The sequence below is a fragment of the Arthrobacter sp. NPDC056691 genome, from assembly GCF_042791415.1.
In the GTDB taxonomy this organism is placed as follows: domain Bacteria; phylum Actinomycetota; class Actinomycetes; order Actinomycetales; family Micrococcaceae; genus Arthrobacter.
In genome coordinates this window covers 234,046-253,153 of sequence record NZ_JBHTXX010000001.1, presented here as the reverse complement: position 1 = coordinate 253,153, position 19,108 = coordinate 234,046, and the positions used below count along the sequence as shown (strand labels likewise).

At 68.4% G+C, this 19,108-nt stretch carries 18 protein-coding genes; 8 read left to right on the top strand and 10 right to left on the bottom strand.

Features of this window, described 5'->3' with window-relative positions:
• Positions 1 to 155 precede the first annotated feature (155 nt).
• Genes dhaK through dhaM form a run of 3 tightly spaced genes read left to right on the top strand, consistent with a single transcriptional unit; the run spans position 156 to position 2,553 of the window.
• On the top strand, positions 156 to 1,157 hold the full coding sequence (gene dhaK / locus ACFRAU_RS01215; RefSeq protein WP_377998462.1) for a dihydroxyacetone kinase subunit DhaK: 1,002 nt from the start codon (positions 156 to 158) through the stop codon (positions 1,155 to 1,157).
• Between the two features lie 2 nt (positions 1,158 to 1,159).
• Positions 1,160 to 1,786, top strand: coding sequence for a dihydroxyacetone kinase subunit DhaL (gene dhaL, locus ACFRAU_RS01210; protein ID WP_377996608.1), 627 nt, complete (start codon positions 1,160 to 1,162; stop codon positions 1,784 to 1,786).
• The gene (gene dhaM, locus ACFRAU_RS01205) at positions 1,783 to 2,553 is read left to right on the top strand and encodes a dihydroxyacetone kinase phosphoryl donor subunit DhaM (RefSeq protein WP_377998461.1); all 771 of its coding nucleotides are present in this window, start codon (positions 1,783 to 1,785) and stop codon (positions 2,551 to 2,553) included. Before dhaL ends, dhaM begins: the two co-directional genes overlap by 4 nt.
• A gap of 41 nt (positions 2,554 to 2,594) precedes the next feature.
• Here dhaM and ACFRAU_RS01200 read toward each other — a convergent pair whose 3' ends face one another.
• The 3 genes from ACFRAU_RS01200 to ACFRAU_RS01190 form a co-directional block, all read right to left on the bottom strand.
• Positions 2,595 to 3,071 carry a hypothetical protein gene (locus tag ACFRAU_RS01200; RefSeq protein WP_377998460.1) on the bottom strand — a complete coding sequence of 159 codons (477 nt, stop codon included), beginning with the start codon at positions 3,069 to 3,071 and terminating at the stop codon, positions 2,595 to 2,597.
• 152 nt (positions 3,072 to 3,223) lie between these two features.
• Entirely contained in the window at positions 3,224 to 4,042 is an 819-nt protein-coding gene (locus tag ACFRAU_RS01195) for an A/G-specific adenine glycosylase (RefSeq protein WP_377998459.1), read from the bottom strand.
• Between the two features lie 184 nt (positions 4,043 to 4,226).
• Positions 4,227 to 4,676 (bottom strand): hypothetical protein, encoded by a 450-nt coding sequence (locus ACFRAU_RS01190; RefSeq protein WP_377996566.1) that lies wholly within the window; start codon positions 4,674 to 4,676, stop codon positions 4,227 to 4,229.
• A gap of 161 nt (positions 4,677 to 4,837) precedes the next feature.
• Between ACFRAU_RS01190 and ACFRAU_RS01185 the strand changes: the two genes are divergently transcribed.
• Positions 4,838 to 5,560: a hypothetical protein gene (locus tag ACFRAU_RS01185; protein ID WP_377998458.1), complete on the top strand. Its 723-nt coding sequence runs from the start codon at positions 4,838 to 4,840 to the stop codon at positions 5,558 to 5,560.
• Positions 5,561 to 5,691: 131 nt separating this feature from the next.
• Here the strand turns inward: ACFRAU_RS01185 and disA are convergent, their stop codons facing one another.
• Positions 5,692 to 6,768 (bottom strand): DNA integrity scanning diadenylate cyclase DisA, encoded by a 1,077-nt coding sequence (gene disA, locus ACFRAU_RS01180; RefSeq protein ID WP_306920444.1) that lies wholly within the window; start codon positions 6,766 to 6,768, stop codon positions 5,692 to 5,694.
• Between the two features lie 329 nt (positions 6,769 to 7,097).
• Here disA and ACFRAU_RS01175 point away from each other — a divergent pair, with 329 nt between their 5' ends.
• Together ACFRAU_RS01175 and ACFRAU_RS01170 are read left to right on the top strand one after the other, a co-directional pair.
• Positions 7,098 to 8,711: a peptide chain release factor 3 gene (locus tag ACFRAU_RS01175; protein ID WP_377998457.1), complete on the top strand. Its 1,614-nt coding sequence runs from the start codon at positions 7,098 to 7,100 to the stop codon at positions 8,709 to 8,711.
• 146 nt (positions 8,712 to 8,857) lie between these two features.
• Positions 8,858 to 10,042, top strand: coding sequence for a beta-ketoacyl-[acyl-carrier-protein] synthase family protein (locus ACFRAU_RS01170; protein WP_377998579.1), 1,185 nt, complete (start codon positions 8,858 to 8,860; stop codon positions 10,040 to 10,042).
• Positions 10,043 to 10,044: 2 nt separating this feature from the next.
• Here ACFRAU_RS01170 and ACFRAU_RS01165 read toward each other — a convergent pair whose 3' ends face one another.
• Together ACFRAU_RS01165 and ACFRAU_RS01160 are read right to left on the bottom strand one after the other, a co-directional pair.
• Positions 10,045 to 10,845 (bottom strand): YcnI family protein, encoded by an 801-nt coding sequence (locus ACFRAU_RS01165; protein WP_377998456.1) that lies wholly within the window; start codon positions 10,843 to 10,845, stop codon positions 10,045 to 10,047.
• Between the two features lie 117 nt (positions 10,846 to 10,962).
• Positions 10,963 to 11,616, bottom strand: coding sequence for a hypothetical protein (locus ACFRAU_RS01160; protein WP_377998455.1), 654 nt, complete (start codon positions 11,614 to 11,616; stop codon positions 10,963 to 10,965).
• A gap of 240 nt (positions 11,617 to 11,856) precedes the next feature.
• Here ACFRAU_RS01160 and ACFRAU_RS01155 point away from each other — a divergent pair, with 240 nt between their 5' ends.
• Both ACFRAU_RS01155 and ACFRAU_RS01150 read left to right on the top strand, forming a co-directional pair.
• Positions 11,857 to 12,486 carry a hypothetical protein gene (locus tag ACFRAU_RS01155; RefSeq protein WP_377998454.1) on the top strand — a complete coding sequence of 210 codons (630 nt, stop codon included), beginning with the start codon at positions 11,857 to 11,859 and terminating at the stop codon, positions 12,484 to 12,486.
• A 143-nt stretch (positions 12,487 to 12,629) separates the two neighbouring features.
• Positions 12,630 to 13,418, top strand: coding sequence for a YcnI family protein (locus ACFRAU_RS01150; RefSeq protein WP_377996556.1), 789 nt, complete (start codon positions 12,630 to 12,632; stop codon positions 13,416 to 13,418).
• Between the two features lie 81 nt (positions 13,419 to 13,499).
• Here ACFRAU_RS01150 and radA read toward each other — a convergent pair whose 3' ends face one another.
• From radA to ACFRAU_RS01130, 4 genes are all read right to left on the bottom strand, one after another.
• The gene (radA, locus tag ACFRAU_RS01145; RefSeq protein WP_377998453.1) at positions 13,500 to 14,879 is read right to left on the bottom strand and encodes a DNA repair protein RadA; all 1,380 of its coding nucleotides are present in this window, start codon (positions 14,877 to 14,879) and stop codon (positions 13,500 to 13,502) included.
• 28 nt (positions 14,880 to 14,907) lie between these two features.
• Positions 14,908 to 16,032: an aromatic acid exporter family protein gene (locus ACFRAU_RS01140; protein ID WP_377998452.1), complete on the bottom strand. Its 1,125-nt coding sequence runs from the start codon at positions 16,030 to 16,032 to the stop codon at positions 14,908 to 14,910.
• 112 nt (positions 16,033 to 16,144) lie between these two features.
• Entirely contained in the window at positions 16,145 to 17,557 is a 1,413-nt protein-coding gene (locus ACFRAU_RS01135) for an aldehyde dehydrogenase family protein (protein WP_377998451.1), read from the bottom strand.
• A gap of 146 nt (positions 17,558 to 17,703) precedes the next feature.
• Positions 17,704 to 19,101: an MFS transporter gene (locus ACFRAU_RS01130; RefSeq protein WP_377998450.1), complete on the bottom strand. Its 1,398-nt coding sequence runs from the start codon at positions 19,099 to 19,101 to the stop codon at positions 17,704 to 17,706.
• Positions 19,102 to 19,108: the final 7 nt, after the last annotated feature.

Here is a 19,108-nt window from a genome sequence, read left to right as displayed (position 1 = left end):
CAATTTGTTGGATAAACTATCGGGGAACCGGAAGGGACAGCATTGGGGGCTGTCCCTTCCGCCGTTTCTGAACTACCGCGGAGCCGGTGCCGGTAGTAGGGTCAAAGCACATCCTGACCGATGTCAATGAAGCACCGAGAGCCCAGGAGCCGGCCGTGAAAAAGCTCATTAATGATCCCCGCGCTGTTGTCGATGAATCCGTGGAAGGATTCGGTCTTGCCCATGCAGACCTAGTGGCCGTCAGCGCCGACCCGAAGTACGTCACCCGCAAGGATGCCCCCGTTGCCGGCAAGGTCGGCCTGGTGTCCGGCGGCGGCAGCGGGCATGAACCGCTCCACGCCGGCTTTGTGGGACGTGGCATGCTCGACGCCGCTGTGCCCGGCGCCGTGTTTACCTCACCGACACCCGACCAGATCATCCCGGCCACGCTCGCAGTGAACTCCGGCGCAGGCGTTGTCCACATCGTCAAGAACTACACCGGCGACGTCCTGAACTTCGAGACGGCGGCCGAGATGGCCCAGGCCGAGGGTGTGGAAGTCCGCACCGTGCTCGTCAACGACGACGTCGCAGTGGAGGATTCGCTGTACACGGCAGGCCGCAGGGGGGTGGGTGGCACCGTGCTGGTGGAGAAGATCGCCGGGGCTGCGGCAGAGCGCGGCGACGGCCTTGACGCGGTGGCGGCCATCGGCGACCGGGTGAACCAGAATGTGCGGACCATGGGCGTCGCACTCACGGCCTGCACGGTGCCCCATGCCGGTTCGCCGAGCTTTGACCTCGAGGACAACGAGATCGAAATCGGCATCGGCATCCACGGGGAGCCGGGCCGGCACAAGATCGCCATGGAAAACGCCGACGGCATCACCAACCGCCTGCTGGAACCGATTCTCAGCGACCTCGGAACAGCATCGGGGGAGAAGGTGCTTCTGTTCGTCAACGGCATGGGCGGCACTCCGCTGAGCGAGCTTTACATCGTCTACCGCCGTGCCGCCCAGATCCTTTCGGAGCGGGGCCTCACGGTGGAGCGTTCCCTTGTTGGGAACTACATCACGTCCCTCGAGATGCAGGGCTGCTCCATCTCTGTGCTGCGGCTTGACGACGAGATGACTGCCCTCTGGGATGCGCCCGTGCACACGCCCGCCCTGCGATGGGGCGTGTAGCAGTGGGGCTGGACGTGACCTGGGCCGTCAAGTGGCTGACGCTGTCCGCCCAGGCGATGGCAGAACACAGGGTGGAACTCATCGAGCTGGACAGGGCCATTGGCGACTCTGACCACGGCGAAAACATGGACCGCGGCTTCCAGGCGGTCCTCGACAAGCTGGCCGAAAACCCTCCCGATACCCCCGGTGCAGCACTCAAGCTGACGGCCATGGCACTGATGTCGAAGGTTGGCGGGGCCGCCGGGCCGCTCTACGGCACGGCGTTCCTGCGGGCCGCGACCAGCCTGGGTGATGCCGCGAATGTGGACGCCGCGGCGCTCGCCGCCGCGCTCACGGCGGCGCGGGACGGCATCGTGGCCCGGGGGAAGGCCGAGTCGGGCGACAAGACGATGGTTGATGCCTGGACCCCGGCAGCTGACGCGGCGGCAGCAGCCGCGGCCGACGGCGACACGCTCGCAGTGCTCATCGCCGCGGCGGAGGCAGCCGAGGCGGGCGCCGTGGCAACTGATCCGCTGGTGGCGCGCAAGGGCAGGGCCAGCTACCTCGGGGAGCGAAGCGCCGGCCACCGGGACCCCGGTGCGGCGTCGAGTGCCCTCATTCTCCGCGCCGCTGCGGGAGCCGCCGCATGACGGTGCGGATCGTGGTGGTTTCGCACAGTGACAAGATTGCCGACGGCGCCGTGGAACTCGCGGCCCAGATGGCGCCGGATGTGATCATGGTTCCCGCCGGTGGAACCTCTGACGGCCGGATCGGCACCAGCATGGAAAAGGTGCTGGCGGCACTGGAAACTGCTGCTGGCGCCGACGGCGTGGTGGTGCTGACCGATCTGGGGTCGGCCGTGATGACGGCGGAGTCAGCCATGGAGTTCGCCGAGGGCGGCACCCCGGTGCTTCTCGCCGACGCCCCGATTGTGGAGGGCCTCGTGGCGGCCGCGGTGGCGGCCCAGGGCGGTGCCAGCGTTCATGCCGTCCGGCGCGCCGCCGAGGCCACGCACGGCTATCCCGCGTCCCGTCCCAAGGCTGAGGACCACCTCGCCGCAGGGGTCCAAACGGCAGGCGTCCAGGCCGGTGGCGGCCCGGCTGCCTCCGGCCGGGCTGCCTCCGGTCCGGCGACGGGAGAGTCTGACTTTCCGGCGGCCCCGGATGCCAGCGGCGATTTCGCGCTCGTCAACCTTGCAGGCATGCATGCCCGGCCGGCAGCCAAGATAGCCGGCGGCCTCTCGGCACTGGATGCGGACGTGACCGTGAACGGGGTGGACGGCGCCTCCATGACGGGGCTGATGACGCTGGGCGCAGGCAAGGGATCGGTCCTGCACGTGGAAGCGTACGGCCCCGACGCCGAGCGCGCCGTGGCGTACGTGGCGGGCCTGGTCAGGGACGGTTTCGGGGAACCCTGAGGGGCAGGCCGGGCTGGGCAGGCCAGGCAGTCTCAAGCCGGCTACCTGTCCTGCCTGAGGCCCGCAGCGTCCAGTACAACGGAGGCGGAGACAAACCGTCCGCACTGCTCGCCGAACGGGTAGCTGGCCTTGGGATCGAAGCGCAGAGTGCGCGTGGGCATCGGCTTGCCGGTGGTGTTCGAGCCCCTTGCCGTGACGACGATGGGGGAGTCGCCCAGGGCGTCCAGCTCCAGCATTCCGCGCAGGGTGCCGTCCGGCTTGGCCGTCGCGGAGCACGCGCCGTCGGGCCTGGAATCATCGGCGCAGCCTTGGTCTACTGCTATGGAACCCGGCACGAGGTGGAGGGTTCCCTCCTGGCATCTGCCGTCCTGGCAGGCTCTCAGGTGCAGCGTTTTCACGTCGGGCGAGTAGCCGGCCGCCACCGTGACGGCGACTCCGGGCACCTGCCCGATCGCCGGGCACGCCGTCTCGAAAGCATGGCAGCCCGAGATGAGCGCCGTCGTCGTGATTGTGGCCAAAAGTACCCCTGCCTTGCCCATACTTCAGGGTAAATCCGCACTTCGGCGGCGGAACCGGCCGGCACAAACTGGCGCCCTCATCGTTATCCGGGTCGCCGCGGTGGGTGCCGAATTGAGACCAAAAGACCGCAGGGCGGGCGGTGTCCCGAAGGTCAGGAGGGCAGCCGGTAGCCGCCCTGGTGAAGTTCGGCCAGACCGTCCGCCAGGAGGCCCGCCAGCGCCCGTTCCAGCTGCTCCGGCGCGCAGTTCAGCCGGTGCAGGGCAGCAAGCGGGACTCCGATGCCGGCGGCTTCGAACCCGAGGTCGGCCGGGGCCTGCTGGAACATCTCCGCCGGCACCGGCGCGTCGGCCAGCCGGAGTACGGCCATCACGCCGCCGCGGACCTGGCGGTCTGTGCCGTGCCACGCCTGGCCCTTGGGCGTGTACGACGGCGGCGGCTCGCCGGCGGCGAGCCAGGCGCACCGGTCGCGTACCGGGCACGCCGCGCACTTCGGCGCCCGCGCCGTGCACACCAGCGCCCCCAGCTCCATGACCGAAGCGTTCCAGCGGACAGAACCGCCGGCGTCGGACGGCAGCAGTTCCGCGGCGAGCCGCATCTCCGCGGCCGTCAGCGCGGGCGCGGGCAGGGCGGCGCCGGAAAAGAGGCGGGCGTGGACGCGCCGGATGTTGGTATCCACCACCGTCTCGCGGCGCCCATAGGCAAAGGCGGCGACGGCGGCCGCTGTGTAGCTGCCCACGCCCGGCAGGCCGAGCAGCTCGGCGTAGTCCGACGGGACCTCGCCGCCGTGGTCGCGTTCGATCGCGACGGCCGCGCCATGCAGCCTGAGCGCCCGCCGCGGATAACCCAGCCGGCCCCAGGCACGGACCGCCTCACCCGCGGCCTCCCGGGCCAGCGAGGCAGGCTCCGGCCACCGGCGCAGCCACTCTTCCCAGACCGGCAGCACGCGGACCACCGGGGTCTGCTGCAGCATGATCTCACTGACCAGCACGCCCCAGGGCGGGCAGTCGGCCGAGCGCCACGGCAGGTCGCGGGCCTCGGCCTCGAACCAGTCCTCCAGCGTGGAGTGGACGTCGGTTAACTCGGAGTAATCGGTTGTGGTTTTGATGCCAACACTCTAGTTGAAAACCCCGACGGCGGTTCCCGGCCGGGCGCCCTCAGCTTGCCTCCTGCTCCACGGGAGGCAGGCCCTCCCGCCGTCCGGGCAGCCGCCTGACATGGCCGTGCAGGGTTTCCCCTCCGCGGCCGTTGGGCGCCGGAACAGCAAGGGCAACCACGAAGCTGGCACTGTTCGGATCCTCCACCGCGCGGATGGTCAGGCTGCGCGTTCCTTCCGGTATAGAGGGCGCAAAGAACTGCAGCTGGCGGGAGCCGACGGTGGCCACCTCATCCAGCTTGTACTTTGTGCCAAAGTGGTCATGGATAACGATTTCGGGGGTTTGCGGCTCGTCGTCATTGACTGAGGCGAGATGCAGGTTCACCACGATTCCGGTGTCCCAGATCTCAACCGCAAGCACCGTGAACTCAGTCCCCTGGCTCTGATGTTTGCCAAACGTCAGCGGCAGAAGGACGCGTTCGAGGTGACCGCCAGACACGTGATCTACCATCAGTGGTCCTCTCCAACTCGGCCCGGTAAGTGGTAACCGGGATTCAATTTTAGTAAGCGTGCTGACAGTTGTCACCCGAATTTACGTCACGAATTGGACATGGTGGGGCTGGGGCGGCGTGGTGGTGCGCCAGAAACCCGGCCGTTCCTTAGCCTAGGAGGATGGGCAGGCAAGACACTCCGAACTCCGGCGCGGGCCGGAACCGGTCACCAAAAACGGCGGCACAGAAATCGGCAACCGGGAAAACGGCGCCCCGCGCGGGGCGCAAACCTAGCCCCGCCGTGTACCGCCGTCGCCGGCTCTTTGCCGGAGTGGCGCTGCTGCTGGTCCTGTGCCTGATCGCCGGCGGTGTCGCGACCCTGACCAGCCTCCTCGGTGGCGCCCAGCAGGCCTCGTCGGCCCAGGACTCCACCCAGGATGCTTCCGCGGAGGGCGCCGCCCAGACTGGCGCCACGCCGTCGGCCAGCCCCTCGGCAACCCCCTCCGCGTCGCCCACCTGCGACCAGAAGCTGGTCACGGTCAAGGCGACCACAAACAAGACGTCCTACGCCGCGGATGAAAAGCCGGTGCTGAGCCTCACGGTCACCAACGGCGGAAAGCTGCCGTGCAAGGTGAACATCGGCACGTCGCAGATGGACTTCCTGGTCACCAGCGGCTCGGACCGGGTTTTCTCATCCGCCGACTGCCAGGCCGCCAGCACGGATCTGGTCAAAACCGTCGCGCCCGGCAAGAGTGAAACCGCGAACTTCCCGTGGCCGCGCAACCGTTCCGTGCAGGGTTGCGAGAAGGTGCCGGAGGGCGCGGTTGCCGGCGGCGGCTATTACGTATTCATCGCGAAGCTTGGTGCGAAGGTCAGCCCGCCGACGGTCTTCCAGCTCAGCTGACGGTCCAGCCCGATCGGTTGCTCCGTAACGGCCCTATTGGGTGCCCAAAAGGGCTGGGCCCACGCCGGCAGGGTTCCCTGGCCGAGCTTGCGAGGCGAGGGTGCCGGTTGGGGAGGAGCAATCGACGGGATTTACAGGAACCTGTCCAGCAGGCTGGCTTCGGCCATCCGGCTGAGGCCCTCGCGGACCGTGCGGGCGCGCTGGTCGCCGATGCCGTCCACCGTCATCAGGTCGTCGATGGTCGCGGCCATGAGGTGCTGCAGTCCGCCGAAGTGGTCCACCAGCCTGTCCGCGACGGCCTTGGGAACTGCCTTGAGCCCTGAAAGGAGCCGGTACCCCCGCGGCTGCACCACGGCGTCGAGGGTGTCCACGCCGCCGGCAAACCCGATGATTCCGGCGATCTTGCTGAGGTCGATCAGTTCGGTGGGGCCAAGGTTGAGGAGCGCGCTGACCGCGCCGTCGATGTCCTCCGGGGAAGCGTTCGGCCCCGCGTAGTCACGGATGATGATGTCGCTGCCCGGACCGCGGCCCACGGTGAGCTCGTCCAGCTGGAGGGACAGGAGCCTGCCGTCCTCGCCCAGCTCCAGCACGTACTGCGAGATCTCCTCGGAGATCCGGCGCACCATCTCCTGGCGCTGCAGGGTCACCGCCACATCGCGGACGGTCACCATAGCCTCGATTTCCAGGGCGGACAGTGAGCTGGTCACCTGGTCCAGGCGGGAACGGTACCGTTCCAGCGTGGCCAGGGCCTGGTTGGCGCGGGCAAGGACCTTTTCGGAGCCCTCGAGCACATGCCGCAGCCCGTTGACGTACAGGGCGATGATCTGCATGGACTGGCTCACCGAGATCACGGGCACGCCGGTCTGGATGGCTACGCGTTCGGCGGTCCGATGCCGGGTGCCGGATTCCTGGGTTTCGATGCTGGGGTCCGGCACGAGCTGGACGGCCGCCCGGAGGATGTTTCCGGCGTCCCTGTCGCAGATGATGGCGCCGTCCATCTTGGCCAGTTCGCGGAGCCGGGTGGGTGAGAAGTCGATGCCGATGTCGAAGCCGCCCGAACAGATGGAGTCGATGGTCCGGTCAGAGCCCAGCACGATCAGCGCGCCGGTGCGTCCGCGGAGAATGCGTTCCAGGCCGTCCCGCAGTGCGGTCCCCGGGGCCACCCTCCCCAAAGTCGCCTTGAGCGATTCTTCAGGGCTGCGAGCCATAGATATTCCCTTCAAAGGTGCAGGCGGGGCCTGCAGGTTTGCCGGTTTTCACTAGTCCGCCGGCAGGATCAAAAGTAGTCGGTTTCCCGCATGCACCATCCTAGGGGTACATTACCCCAGCAACCGCACGGGCAAGCCTTAAAGTGCCCCGTCAGCGGCCTGCGGAACGGGCATCCGGAGTGCGTCCGACGACGGTTGGCTGAGGGGCACTTTTGGGCCGCCTTGGGTGCGGATTCCGGCCCTGCGATAAACTTGGAGCCTTGGCTGGCAGGTTCCGCCGCCACATTCCTCAACCAGGATCCCCCGCGGATCGCAGTGAAAGTAGCACCGTGTCCCAAGAAGTGCAGAGCCCCGCCCGAGTGCACGAGATCCACAAGCAGGCCTCGCGGCGCCGGACGTTCGCAGTTATCTCCCACCCGGACGCCGGCAAGTCCACGCTCACCGAGGCCCTGGCGCTGCACGCCAAGGTGATCGGCACCGCCGGCGCGTCCAGTGGCAAGGCCAACCGCAAGGAGACGGTCTCGGACTGGATGCAGATGGAGAAGGACCGCGGCATTTCAATCAGCTCGGCCGCCCTGCAGTTCTCCTACCGGGACACCGTGATCAACCTGCTGGACACCCCCGGCCACGCCGATTTCTCCGAGGACACCTACCGGGTGCTCGCCGCCGTCGACTGCGCCGTGATGCTGGTGGACGCGGCCAAGGGCCTTGAGACGCAGACCATGAAGCTGTTCGAGGTCTGCAGGCAGCGGAACCTCCCCATCATCACCGTCATCAACAAGTGGGACCGCCCCGGCCTGGACGCGCTGGCCCTCATGGACGAGATCACGGAGCGCACCGGGCTGCAGCCCATGCCCCTGACCTGGGCCGTGGGCATCTCCGGTGACTTCCGCGGCGTCTGGGACCTGCGCAACGACAGGTTCGCCCGCTTCCAGCGGAACAACGCCGGCGCCAGCATCGCCCTCACCGAATACTTCACGCCCGACGAGGCCGCTGAAAGCCAGGGCGGAAACTGGACGGACGCCGTGGACGAGGCGGGCCTGGTCATCGAGTCCAACCTCGCCTTCGACGTCGAGAGCTTCCACGCCGGCAAGGCCACCCCCATCCTGTTCAGCTCCGCGGCGCTGAACTTCGGCGTCAAGGAACTCCTGGACGCCCTGGTGGACTTCGCCCCGCCGGCCGCACCCAGGCCGGACATCGAGGGCACCCCGCGGGCCGTCGAGTCCCCGTTCTCCGGCTTTGTCTTCAAGGTCCAGGCAGGCATGAACAAAGCCCACCGCGACCACGTCGCCTTCATCCGCGTCTGCTCCGGGGTGTTCGAGCGCGGCATGGTGGTCACCCAGACCCGGACCGGAAAATCGTTCGCCACGAAGTACGCGCAGCAGGTTTTCGGCCGCGAACGCGAGGTCATCGACGAGGCCTACCCGGGCGACGTCGTGGGCCTGGTCAACGCGTCCTCGCTGCGCGTGGGGGACAGCCTGTTCCTCGAGGAAACCGTGGAGTTCCCGGCCATCCCGCTGTTCGCCCCCGAGCACTTCCAGGTTGCCCGTTCCAAGGACCCCAGCCGCTTCAAGCAGTTCCGCCGCGGCATCGAGCAGCTCGAGCACGAGGGCGTCATCCAGGTGCTCCGCTCCGATGTCCGCGGCGACCAGGCGCCCGTGCTTGCCGCCGTCGGACCCATGCAGTTCGAAGTGGTGGAGGACCGCATGGCGCACGACTTCAGCGCGCCCATGCGCCTGGAACGCCTCCCGTACTCCATGGCCAGGATCTCGACGGCGGACGCCATGCCGGCGCTGGCCAACGTGCCCGGCGCCGAGGTGCTGCTGCGGTCCGACGGCGAATACCTGGCCCTCTTCAACGACGTCTGGGCACTGCGACGCATCGAGAAGAACCACCCCGACCTCACGCTGGTACCCATCGGGACGCACAACCCCGCAAAGTAGCTGCACCACCGCGGGGCGCCAGCTCCCGGACGCTCTCCCAACCAACGAAGCAAGGTATCGCCGTGTCCACAAACCAGCCGTCTGCAGCAACACCTGTTCCGGGATCAGCCAGTGTTCCAGGAGCAGCCAGGGTCGTCGTGACCGGCATGGGCTCCATGAACCCGCTCGGGGCGACTGTGGCCGAGACCTGGGAGTCGATGCTGGCCGGGCGCTCGGGCATCGCCGCGCTGGAGGACGGCTGGGCTGAAGCTCTCCCGGTGCGCATCGCCGGGCGGGTCACGGCCGACCTTGGCGGGTTCCTAAGCACCCGCGAGCTGAAGCGGATGGACCGCTGCGGGCAGCTGGCGCTCGTGGCCTCCCGCGAAGCCTGGGCGCAGGCGGGGAAGCCGGGCGTCGAACCGGAGCGGCTCGCCGTCGTGATCGGCTCCGCCTACGGCGGCATGGACACCGTACTCGCCCAGGTCAGGGAGTTGGACAAAGGCGGCCCGCGCAAGGTTTCGCCGCACACCCTGACCCGGCTCATGGTGAACGGGCCCTCCGCGTGGGTTTCCATCGACCTCGGTGCCAAGGGCGGGGCCCGCACTCCCGTCAGCGCCTGTGCGTCCGGGGCCGAGGCGATTGCCCAGGGTGCCGATATGATCAGGTCCGGGGCGGCCGACGTCGTGATTGCCGGCGGCGTTGATGCCTGCGTTAACGACCTGATCATCAGCGGTTTTTCCCAGATCCGGGCGCTCTCCACGCGCAACGACGACCCGGAGCGGGCCTCGCGGCCGTTCGACCGGGACCGCGACGGCTTCGTGCTGTCCGAGGGTGCGGGGATCGTGGTCCTGGAAAGCGAGGATTACGCACGTGCCCGGGGCGCGGAAGTGCTGGGCGGCATTGCGGGGGCAGCTGTGACCTCGGACGCGAACGACATCGTGGCAGCCGATCCGGACATGCAGGTGCGGGTCATGGAGAAGGCCCTCGCCTCCGCCGGCCTCCGCGGAACGGACATCGGGTTCGTGCATGCGCACGCCACCTCGACGCCGGTGGGAGACCGGCTGGAGGCGCAGGCCATCAAGGCCATTGCCGGTGACCAGGTGCCGGTGACCTCCACGAAGTCGCTCACCGGTCACCTGCTCGGCGGAGCAGGCGCGCTGGCCGCGATCGCCACGCTGCAGGCACTCCGGACCGGCGACCTGCCCGGCACCTACAACGTGGCGTCCCTTGATCCCGAGGTGGACCTCAACGTCATCACGGGCACCGTCAGCGGCAGCACCGCGACGGCGGGACTCGTCAATGCCTTCGGTTTCGGCGGGCACAGCGCGGCGCTGGTGGTCACCCGCGCCTGACGCTAACGCTTCCTGGTCCGCAGCAGGGCGGCGGTCCCTGCGGCCAGGCCCAGCAGGCCTGCGCCGAGACCGGCAATGCCGAAAGTGTTGTCCGCGGCCGTGACCGGAGTGGTTGATGACGCCGCTGCGGTGTCTGCGGCAGTGTCCGCAGTGGCCGTGTCTGCAACGGGAGCCGCCGAGGCAGCCGCCGCATGTGCATGCTCATCCGCCCCGGCGGTGGTGACGAACGACGGAACCGGGTGCTCGGGCTCGGCCTGCCCGGCGGTTTCGGGCTGGTTCCAGTTCACCACCGTCCCGTCGGAGTAGGTCTGTGCAGCCGGCAGGGCCACGGTGGTGCCGGCCTCCGGAAGCCGGCCGACCGAGATGGAGAACGTCTGGTACTCATGCTGCCCAAGCTGATGCGCCGCATCGGCAGTCCAGGTGACCGTGGCGGCAGCCTTGGTGATCTTTGCCCCTTCCACGGTGACCGGAGCAGGCAGGGCAGCCTCGGTGATCTTTGCAGTCCAGCCGTCCATGGGCTTGACCGAAACGGACGTGAACGGCGTTGCCGTGGGCAGCGTGACAGTGACCTTGGTGGTCTTGGCGGTTTCGGACTCGTTGGGCACCCGAAAGGTCAGCTGCGAGAAGCCGCCGGCCGAGGTTGAGGCCGGGTCCACGTGGACGTGGGCGGATGCAGAGCAGACGCCCAGGGCCATGAGGCCGGCCGCCGCTGCTGCGACGGTGGCGGTTTTCAGGGCAGAAGTTTTCAGAGCACGGGTTTTCAGTGCAGAGCTTTTCAGAGCACGGGTGTTTGAGGTGGTCATGACAGGGCCTTTCGCGGGTGCCGCCGCGCTCGTGCCGAGGGGCAGCTGGGGGTGATGGATGGTCAGGCAGCGTCCCGGCACCCCCTCCGCAGGCTGGCCAGCCATGCGCGGGAGAGTTTACTGAAGGGTGCGCGGGAGGGCAGCCCGGGGCGGACCGCGAAGAGTGTCGTGCCGCAGGTTGCGGCGGAGGGCCGCGACGAAGACCGTTGGCCAGGCCGCAGGGCAGTGGCTGGCGGGGATGAACCCGGTGGGCCGGGGGAGCCGGACCAGCGGGCGGAGCCACGCCAGGAGCTGCCACAGTGCGGCCTCGCCCCTCCGCATCAGCCAGGCCGTAGCCAGCGTGGCGAGGACGTGCCCTGCCAGCATGGCGGGTGAGTTGGCACCGTCACTCATGGGCATGGATTCCATTGCGGCCGTGCAGTCCAGGCCCACGTGCCCGTCGTGCGTCAAGCCGCCGGGCAGCGGCAACTGGGCAAGCTGTAACTGGGGCAGCGGCAGCTGGGGCAGGCAGGAAGCGCCGGGGGAGAAGGCAGTGAAGGCCGTGTGCAGGGTGAGCTGGCCGGAGCCGAGCAAACCGAACAGGGCGGGGAACGATAACTGCCGCCGTGCGAGCCAGCCGGCCGGGGCCAGCAGGAACGCTGCCGCCACGGCGAGTATTCCGGTGTCCGGAAGCTGCCCGCCACCCAGCACGTGGCCCGCCACGGCCAAGGAGACCGCCACCGCGGTGACCAGGGCTGCGCGGAAGAGGCGCAGGGGACCTCGGAGATCCATCGGTGCCTCCCTCCATCAGGCCCGGAGCTGCTGTGCCACCCCGACCGTAAGCGCGGCAGCGTGGGAAAACCTTGGGTAATGCCCCGGTTGGTTAGTGCTCTGGGCGGCCCGGAAGGGTGGTCCGGAATGGTGGTCCGGAATGATGGTCCGCAATGATGGGGCCCGGGGCAGCGGCCGGGGCTGCCCGTAGAATTGCGGTGACGCCCGCGCAGCCCGTCGATCATATGGAAAGGACCGCTGATGATGCCCCGTGCCTCGTTCCGGCTTTTCCGTACCGGGCTGATCGGTTCCCTCGTTATCGGGTTTGCCGCCGGCGGGCACCTTGCGGGCGGCGGCCAGCTTCCCTCAGCGGCCATCCTGGCAGCGCTGTTCGCCGTGACACTGGTTCCCGTCGCCGCGCTGACGCGGTTCCGGCTCTCCTGCCCTGCCTTGGTCGCATTGCTTGGTGCCGGCCAATCCTGGCTGCACTGGGCCTTCGACGGTCTGGGCAGCGCGGGTGCCGCCGCGCCGGCGTCCGCTGCACTGATGCCCGGCCATGCCGACCACCCGGGCCACGCGGGGGGAGCGTTGGATCCGGCTTTCCTAAGCCCCGCCGCGGCCGGAAGTGCCCACACTGCGGCACCGGACGCCGTCATGTTCGCTGCGCACGCCGTGGCTACCCTGTGCGCCGCCGTCCTGCTGGCCCGCGGGGAACGGGTGCTGGCAACGCTTGGCTCATGGCTGCAACCGCTTTTCGGCCGGCACGAACCGGCAGTTATCCTTCCTGCCCGCGTCCTGGCGCCCTTCCCGGCTCCGGCCGTCCTCCCGCGGACGCGCGCCGGCGTGCACCTGCCAGCCCGGCGCGGGCCGCCGCTGCCTTTGGCCGCCTAGACGGGTTCCTTTCAGAGCGGGCCGTCCCCTTGAGGACGGTTCCGCTTCCCAGGCAGGGTCCGACGGCGGCGTGCAGCTACCTGCCCGTGTCGCCTTGAAGGCGCGCGGGTCCCTGACTGATTTTCCTGAAAGGCACTACCCCCATGAACACCTCCATCCGCCGTACCCTCAAGACCGCAGCAGCCGCTTGCCTTACAGCCGGTCTCTTTGCCGCCGGTGCCTCCGCCGCTTCCGCGCATGTCTCGGTTGATCCCTCCGCGACCGCCGAGGGCGGCTTTACCAAGCTGACGTTCAGCGTTCCGAATGAGTCCGAGACGGCCAGGACCAACCGGCTGGAGGTCAAGCTCCCCACCGACACCCCGCTGACCTCGGTCTCCGTGAAGCCGATGGACGGCTGGAAGGCACAGGTGGTCACCACCACCCTGCCCAAGCCCGTGGAGGTTGCGGGCGCAACGGTCACCAAGGCGCCGACCAGCGTGATCTGGACCGCGGATGCCGCCCACCAGATCGGGCAGAACGAATTCCAGACCTTCACGCTGTCCGTCGGCCGGCTCCCGGCAGCGGGCACCACCCTGATGCTGCCCGCGGCCCAAGGCTACACCGACGGAACCACCGTGAACTGGGCCGACGCTGCCGAGGCTGAACACGGCCACGCGTCCGCGACTTCCTCCTCCGGTGCTTCGACGGCCTCCTCCGCACCGGCCGCAGAAGCGGAGGAGCACCACCCGGCGCCGTCGTTCGTGGTCACCGCGGCCGAGTCCGGTGCAGGGTCCGCAACGGCGACGCCGGATGCAGCGCCGGCCGGCTCGGCAACGGAGGGCGGAGAGTCCAACGGCGGCCAGGCTGTCGGCTGGATCGGCCTGGTGGCGGGTCTGCTTGGCCTCGCCGCGGGCGCCACGGCCCTGGCCCGCACCCGGGCAGTCAAGAAGTAGCCCCGGCACTCCACCCAAAAGCAGCCCGCACCGTCCCTTGGAAGCGCCAGGGGACGGTGCGGACCACTTGTGAACGGATGCTCAGGGTTTGCCGATGAGCAGGTCCAGGACTTCGGTCAGGTGTCCGACTTCCCTGACAGAAAAGCCGGCCGGGACCGGGCCGGGACCGGTGGGGCTGGCGGGAACGACGGCGTGCGTGAAGCCAAGCCGGTGGGCCTCCTGGATGCGCTGGTTGATTCCCGGCACGGGACGCACTTCGCCGGCCAGGCCCACTTCACCGAAGGCGATGAGGCGCTGCGGCAGCGGTTTCTTCTCCTTCGCGGATGCCACCGCCAGCGCGATCGCCAGGTCGGTGGCTGGCTCACTGAGCTTTACGCCGCCCACCGTGGCGACGTACGAATCGTCCTTCTGAAGCTGGCGGCCGGCACGCTGCTGCAGCACAGCCATGAGCATGGCCACCCGCGAACTGTCCAGGCCACTGGTGGCTCGTCGCGGCTGTGAGTTCTGGGTCTCGGCAAGCAGGGACTGCACCTCGGCCAGGAGCGGCCGGCGGCCCTCCATTGTGACCGTGATGCAGGTGCCGGATACGGGTTCCTTGGTGCGGGTGACGAACAGCCCGCTGGGATCAGCGAGGCCAAGGATGCCGTCCTCGGTGAGGTCGAAGCAGCCGACGTCGTCGGTGGGCCCGTAACGGTTTTTGACCGCGCGCAGCAGGCGGAGGCGGGAGTGGCGCTCGCCCTCGAACTGGCACACCACATCCACCAGGTGCTCCAGCAGGCGGGGCCCGGCGATGGAGCCGTCCTTGGTCACGTGCCCCACCAGCAGCGTGGTCATGTTCCGGCGCTTCGCCGCGGAAATGATCGAGGCGGCCACCTCGCGGACCTGGGAGACACCGCCGGAACTGCCCTCCACGTCCGCGCTGCTGAGCGTCTGCACGGAGTCCACCACCAGCAGCTTCGGCTCCACTTTCTCCACCTGGCCGAGCGCCTGGCCAAGGTCGGTCTCCGCGGACAGGTACAGGGTGTCCGCGATGGCGCTGATCCGCTCCGCCCGCAGTTTCACCTGGGCCGCTGATTCCTCGCCGGTTACGTACAGGACGCTCTGCCCGGTCCGGGCGAACTTGGCAGCGACGTCCAGCAGCAGCGTCGACTTTCCCACACCGGGCTCGCCTGCGAGCAGGATGACGGCGCCGGGCACCACGCCGCCGCCGAGCACGCGGTCCAGTTCGTCCACGCCGGTGGGCAGGTATGCGGCGGCGGTGGCGTCGACCTCGGCAATGGGGCGGGCGGGCTCCAGAACTGTGGTGGCCGCCGTCGTACGCGCTACCGCGGCGCCGGTTTCCTCAACGGTGCCCCACGCCTGGCACTCACCGCACCGGCCCACCCATTTGACCGTGGTCCAGCCGCATTCCGCGCATTTATAGCCCGGCGCCTTGGAAACCCGGGAAGTCTTTGTAGCCATTGCTCCACAGTATCCGGCGGCTGTGACATTACAGCGGGGGGAGGAGGTCGCGCGCCTCGCGGGAATCGATGCCGGTGGCTTCGAGCAGGTCCACCATGAGCGGCCGGAACAGCATCACGACGGTTTCGCCCTCGAGTTTTTGCACTTTCAGCATCCTGGGATGCAGCCGGCCGGCGATGTCGCCGAGGTCCTGCCGGGCGCTGCGCAGGTGGGCGTGCCGGGCACCCTCCTGTACCTCAGCGAGGCCGAGTGAAAGTTCGTCCACGGCGGCCGCAGTTTCAAGCAGGACCTCGGCGATGTTTTCGGTGGCCTCGTCCGACAGGGCGGCGTGGTTGATGGAACTGGTGAGCCGGCGGGCGAAGACGCGGCTGTTGCGCAGGGCAAGGTCGATGTACTCGAGCGACTGCTCCAGCCGGTCCAGCTCGTCCCGGTGCCGCCGGTAGGCGGGCGCCAGCGTGGCCACCTCGCCGGATGCCCGGAGCGAGTGCCGCATGGCGTCCACCAGCGGCTGGCTGTTCCGTCCCCGGACCAGGGCATGCCACGCACGGGTGGAGTCGCTGTCGACCAGTGCTGCGGCGCATTCCCGCAGCACTTCGGCGAGCTCATGGAGCAGCTTCCGGACGTCCTTGCGCGGTTCCCGGCGTGGGTCCTTGGGCGCCAGGACGGTGACCAGCAGCGCCACCACGCCACCCACCACGGCGTCGATGCTGCGGGTGAAGGGGCCGCCGGCCGGCGCCGGAAGCAGCACCACAAGCAGCGATTGCAGCGCCAGTTGCGTGGTGAAGATGTTGCCGCTGTCCAGGAAGCGGGCCAGCAGGATGGAGGTCAAAAGCACGACGGCGGCCTGCCAGATCCCGGCGCCCAGCCAGTGGAGCAGCATGTCGCCCACCGCAATGCCGATGGTGCAGCCCAGGCCCACCTCCATCACCCTGCGCATGCGCAGATCGCGGGAGAAACCGAGGGCAATCAGGGCGGACGTGGCCGCAAACAGCGGCCCGGTATGGCCGAGGACGAACTCGGCGAAGGCATAGGCGCCAACGGCGCCGAACGTCATCTGGATCGCAGGGACCAGTGAATTCCGGCTCCGGACCATCCCTGTCCTGATCCGGCCGCGAAGGAAGCGTCTGCTGGCGGAGAGTCCGGTCTGGGGCATGGCTTCAGTCTATGGCCGGAGCCGTCGCGGACCGGGAACCACAAGGGCCGCCGTCGCGGTTGGCGGCGGCGGTCCCTTGTGGTTTGTTGGATGGGCTGTTCTGTTGGTCGGGTTAGCCGTTGATGATTTGGGGGATGCCGAGGTGTTTGAGGCCTTCGGTGCCGAATTCGAGGCCGTAGCCGGATTGTTTGGCGCCGCCGAAGGGGATGCGGGGGTCGACGGCGCCGTGTTTGTTGATCCAGACGGTGCCGGCCTGGATGCGGTTGGCGACGTCGCGGGCGGCGGGGAGGTTGGGGGACCAGACGGAGGCGCCGAGTCCGACGTCGAGACCGTTCGCCATCTCCACGGCTTCGTCGATGGTGGTGTAGCGGATGATGGGCAGGGCGGGGCCGAATTGTTCTTCGGTGACGAGGGGGTTGTTGTTGTCGATGTCGGCCACGAGGGTGGTGGGGTAGAAGTAGCCGGGCTGGTCGGGGTCGGGGTTGCCGCCGGTGAGGATCCGGGCGCCGGAGTCCTTCGCGGCTTGGACGAGGGTGGCGACGATGTCGTATTGGGCTTTGTTTTGGAGCGGGCCGAGGACGTTGTTTTCGTCCAGTCCCACGCCCATGGGCATGGTGTTGGCGACGGTGGTGAGTTCGTCGCAGACGGCGTCGTAGATGGTGTCGTGGACGTAGAGGCGTTTGAGCGCGGCGCAGGTTTGGCCGGTGTTGATGAAGGCGCCCCAGAAGAGGTCTGCGGCGATGGTTTTGGGGTCGGCGTCGGGCAGGACGATGCCGGCGTCGTTGCCGCCGAGTTCGAGGGTGAGGCGTTTGACGGTATCGGCGGAGGATCGAATGATGGCTTTGCCGGCGGCGGTGGAGCCGGTGAACATGATTTTGCCGATGGCGGGGTGTTCGGCGAGGCGGGCGCCGACTTCGCGGTCGCCGGCGACGGCGGTGAGGACGCCGTCGGGGAGTTCTTCGTTGAGGACCTTGATCAGGGCCAGGACGGAGAGCGGGGTCATTTTGGAGGGTTTGACGACGGCGGCGTTGCCCATCCGCAGGGCGGGGGCGATCTGCCAGATGGTGATCATCATGGGCCAGTTCCAGGGGCCGATGGCGCCGACGACGCCGATGGGCTTGTAGTGGAGTTCGGCGTAGGTTTGGCCGTCGTCGACGATGACTTCGGGGGTGAGTTCGGTGGTGGCGGTGGCGCGGAGCCAGGCGGCGCAGGCGCCGACTTCGAAGCGGGCGCCTGCGCCGTTGAGGGGTTTGCCCTGTTCGCGGGAGAGGAGCCGGGCGAGTTCCTCGGCGGAGCGTTCGACGGCGTCGGCGGCCTTGAGGAGCGCGGCGGACCGGGCGTCGTGGCCCAGGGCTGCCCAGGCCGGCTGGGCGGCTACGGCCGCGGCCACCGCGGTTTCGAGGTCTTCGACGGTGTGGACCGGCGCCTCGCCGACGACACCGCCGGTGGCGGGGTCGAAAATGGTCCGGCTAACCTCGCCGGAGCCGGGGGTGATGGACGCGAGGAGGGCATCGTAGGTTTCCAAGAGGTACTCCACTTCGAGTAGGAACGTGCGCTCGGCCGGGCGGCGAGGCGGGCATACCTAAGTGTTGTCCGTTCGCCGGGCCGCTGGCTTGTCTTTGGGTGCAGAACCCTTGACTTGGGGCGAACTGGTGCAGGACCGTGCGCAGACTAGACGCCGGCGTTCGCCTTGCCGGCGGCCGGAGCGGCCCGGCGCCGGTCAAAGACGGTGGCGCCCACCTCCTGCTCGGCCTGGTTGTTGATGCCCAGGTCGATGCCCTTGCGTTCCCGGATCACCAGGACGGCGGCCGTTGAAACGAGGGCCACAATGAGCAGGTAGACGGACACGGAGGCGGTTGTCCCGGTGGCCTGGACCAGGGCCGTGGCGATCATCGGAGCGAAGGCACCGCCGATGATGGCGCCGAGAGCGTAGGAGATCGCGACGCCGGAGAACCTGATGGAGGCGGGGAACAGCTCGCTGTAGAGGGCCGCCTGCGGGCCGTAGGTCAGGCCGAGCCCGACCGTGAACAGTGCGAGGCCAAGGAACAGCGCCCAGATGTTTCCGGTGTTCACCAGCCAGAACAGCGGGAACACCGTGACCATGAGGCAGCCGTAGCCGATGAGGTATGTCTTCTTGCGGCCGATGCCGTCTGCCAGGTAGCCGGAGAGCAGCGTGAAGATGAACCACAGGGCGGCCGAGCCGGTCACTGCCAGGAGCACCTCCGTGCGGTCCATGGCCAGGCCGGCGGGATTGGCGGCATAGCTGAGGATGTAGCCGCCGGTTGTCATGTAGCCCGCGGCGTTGTTGCCGGCGAAGACCAGAGCCGCGATGATGACCAGCAGCCAGTGCTTCCTGAACAGTTCGACAACCGGGACGCGGGTCTGCTGCTTCTTTTGGGCGATCTCCTCGAAAACCGGGCTTTCCTCCACGCTGCGCCGAACCATGAAGCCCACCACGATCAGAACGAAGCTGAGCAGGAAAGGAATACGCCAGCCCCACTGCACAAAGGCTGCACCGGGGGAGACCACGCCTGACATCAGGGCCAGCACGCCGGACGCCAGCAGCATGCCGAGCGGAACGCCCAGCTGGGGGAAGGCGCCGAACAGGCCGCGCTTGCCCCGGGGAGCATGTTCGACAGCCATCAGGACGGCGCCGCCCCATTCGCCGCCGGCCGAAATGCCCTGCAGGATGCGCAGGAGAAGCAGCAGGATGGGCGCCACGACACCGGCAGTCTCGAAGGTGGGCAGCACGCCGATGAGGGTGGTGGCGGCCCCCATCATGATCAGTGTGATGACCAGCATGGCGCGGCGGCCAAGGCGGTCCCCGAAGTGTCCGGCCAGGAAGGCGCCCAGCGGCCGGAACAGGAAGCTGAGTCCCACCGAGGCGAAGGAAATCAGGATGCCGATATCGGCGCCGGCGGGTTCGAAGAACAGTTTCGCGAAGACCAGGCCCGCGGCGTTGGCGTAGATGAAGAAGTCGTACCACTCGATGGTGGTTCCGATGATGGTGGCGAACGCTACGCGGCGGTCCGTTGCCGAGCTGCGCTGCCCCTGCTGGACAGTACTCAATGTTTTT

Excerpts from the sequence above, each read along its gene's own strand:
- dhaM (WP_377998461.1), top strand. The coding sequence starts at position 1,783 with ATGACGGTGCGGATCGTGGTGGTTTCGCACAGTGACAAGATTGCCGAC.
- ACFRAU_RS01195 (WP_377998459.1), bottom strand. The coding sequence starts at position 4,042 with ATGCTGCAGCAGACCCCGGTGGTCCGCGTGCTGCCGGTCTGGGAAGAG.
- ACFRAU_RS01190 (WP_377996566.1), bottom strand. The coding sequence starts at position 4,676 with ATGGTAGATCACGTGTCTGGCGGTCACCTCGAACGCGTCCTTCTGCCG.
- ACFRAU_RS01185 (WP_377998458.1), top strand. The coding sequence starts at position 4,838 with ATGGGCAGGCAAGACACTCCGAACTCCGGCGCGGGCCGGAACCGGTCA.
- disA (WP_306920444.1), bottom strand. The coding sequence starts at position 6,768 with ATGGCTCGCAGCCCTGAAGAATCGCTCAAGGCGACTTTGGGGAGGGTG.
- ACFRAU_RS01170 (WP_377998579.1), top strand. The coding sequence starts at position 8,858 with ATGGGCTCCATGAACCCGCTCGGGGCGACTGTGGCCGAGACCTGGGAG.
- ACFRAU_RS01165 (WP_377998456.1), bottom strand. The coding sequence starts at position 10,845 with ATGACCACCTCAAACACCCGTGCTCTGAAAAGCTCTGCACTGAAAACC.
- ACFRAU_RS01160 (WP_377998455.1), bottom strand. The coding sequence starts at position 11,616 with ATGGATCTCCGAGGTCCCCTGCGCCTCTTCCGCGCAGCCCTGGTCACC.
- ACFRAU_RS01155 (WP_377998454.1), top strand. The coding sequence starts at position 11,857 with ATGATGCCCCGTGCCTCGTTCCGGCTTTTCCGTACCGGGCTGATCGGT.
- ACFRAU_RS01150 (WP_377996556.1), top strand. The coding sequence starts at position 12,630 with ATGAACACCTCCATCCGCCGTACCCTCAAGACCGCAGCAGCCGCTTGC.
- radA (WP_377998453.1), bottom strand. The coding sequence starts at position 14,879 with ATGGCTACAAAGACTTCCCGGGTTTCCAAGGCGCCGGGCTATAAATGC.
- ACFRAU_RS01140 (WP_377998452.1), bottom strand. The coding sequence starts at position 16,032 with ATGCCCCAGACCGGACTCTCCGCCAGCAGACGCTTCCTTCGCGGCCGG.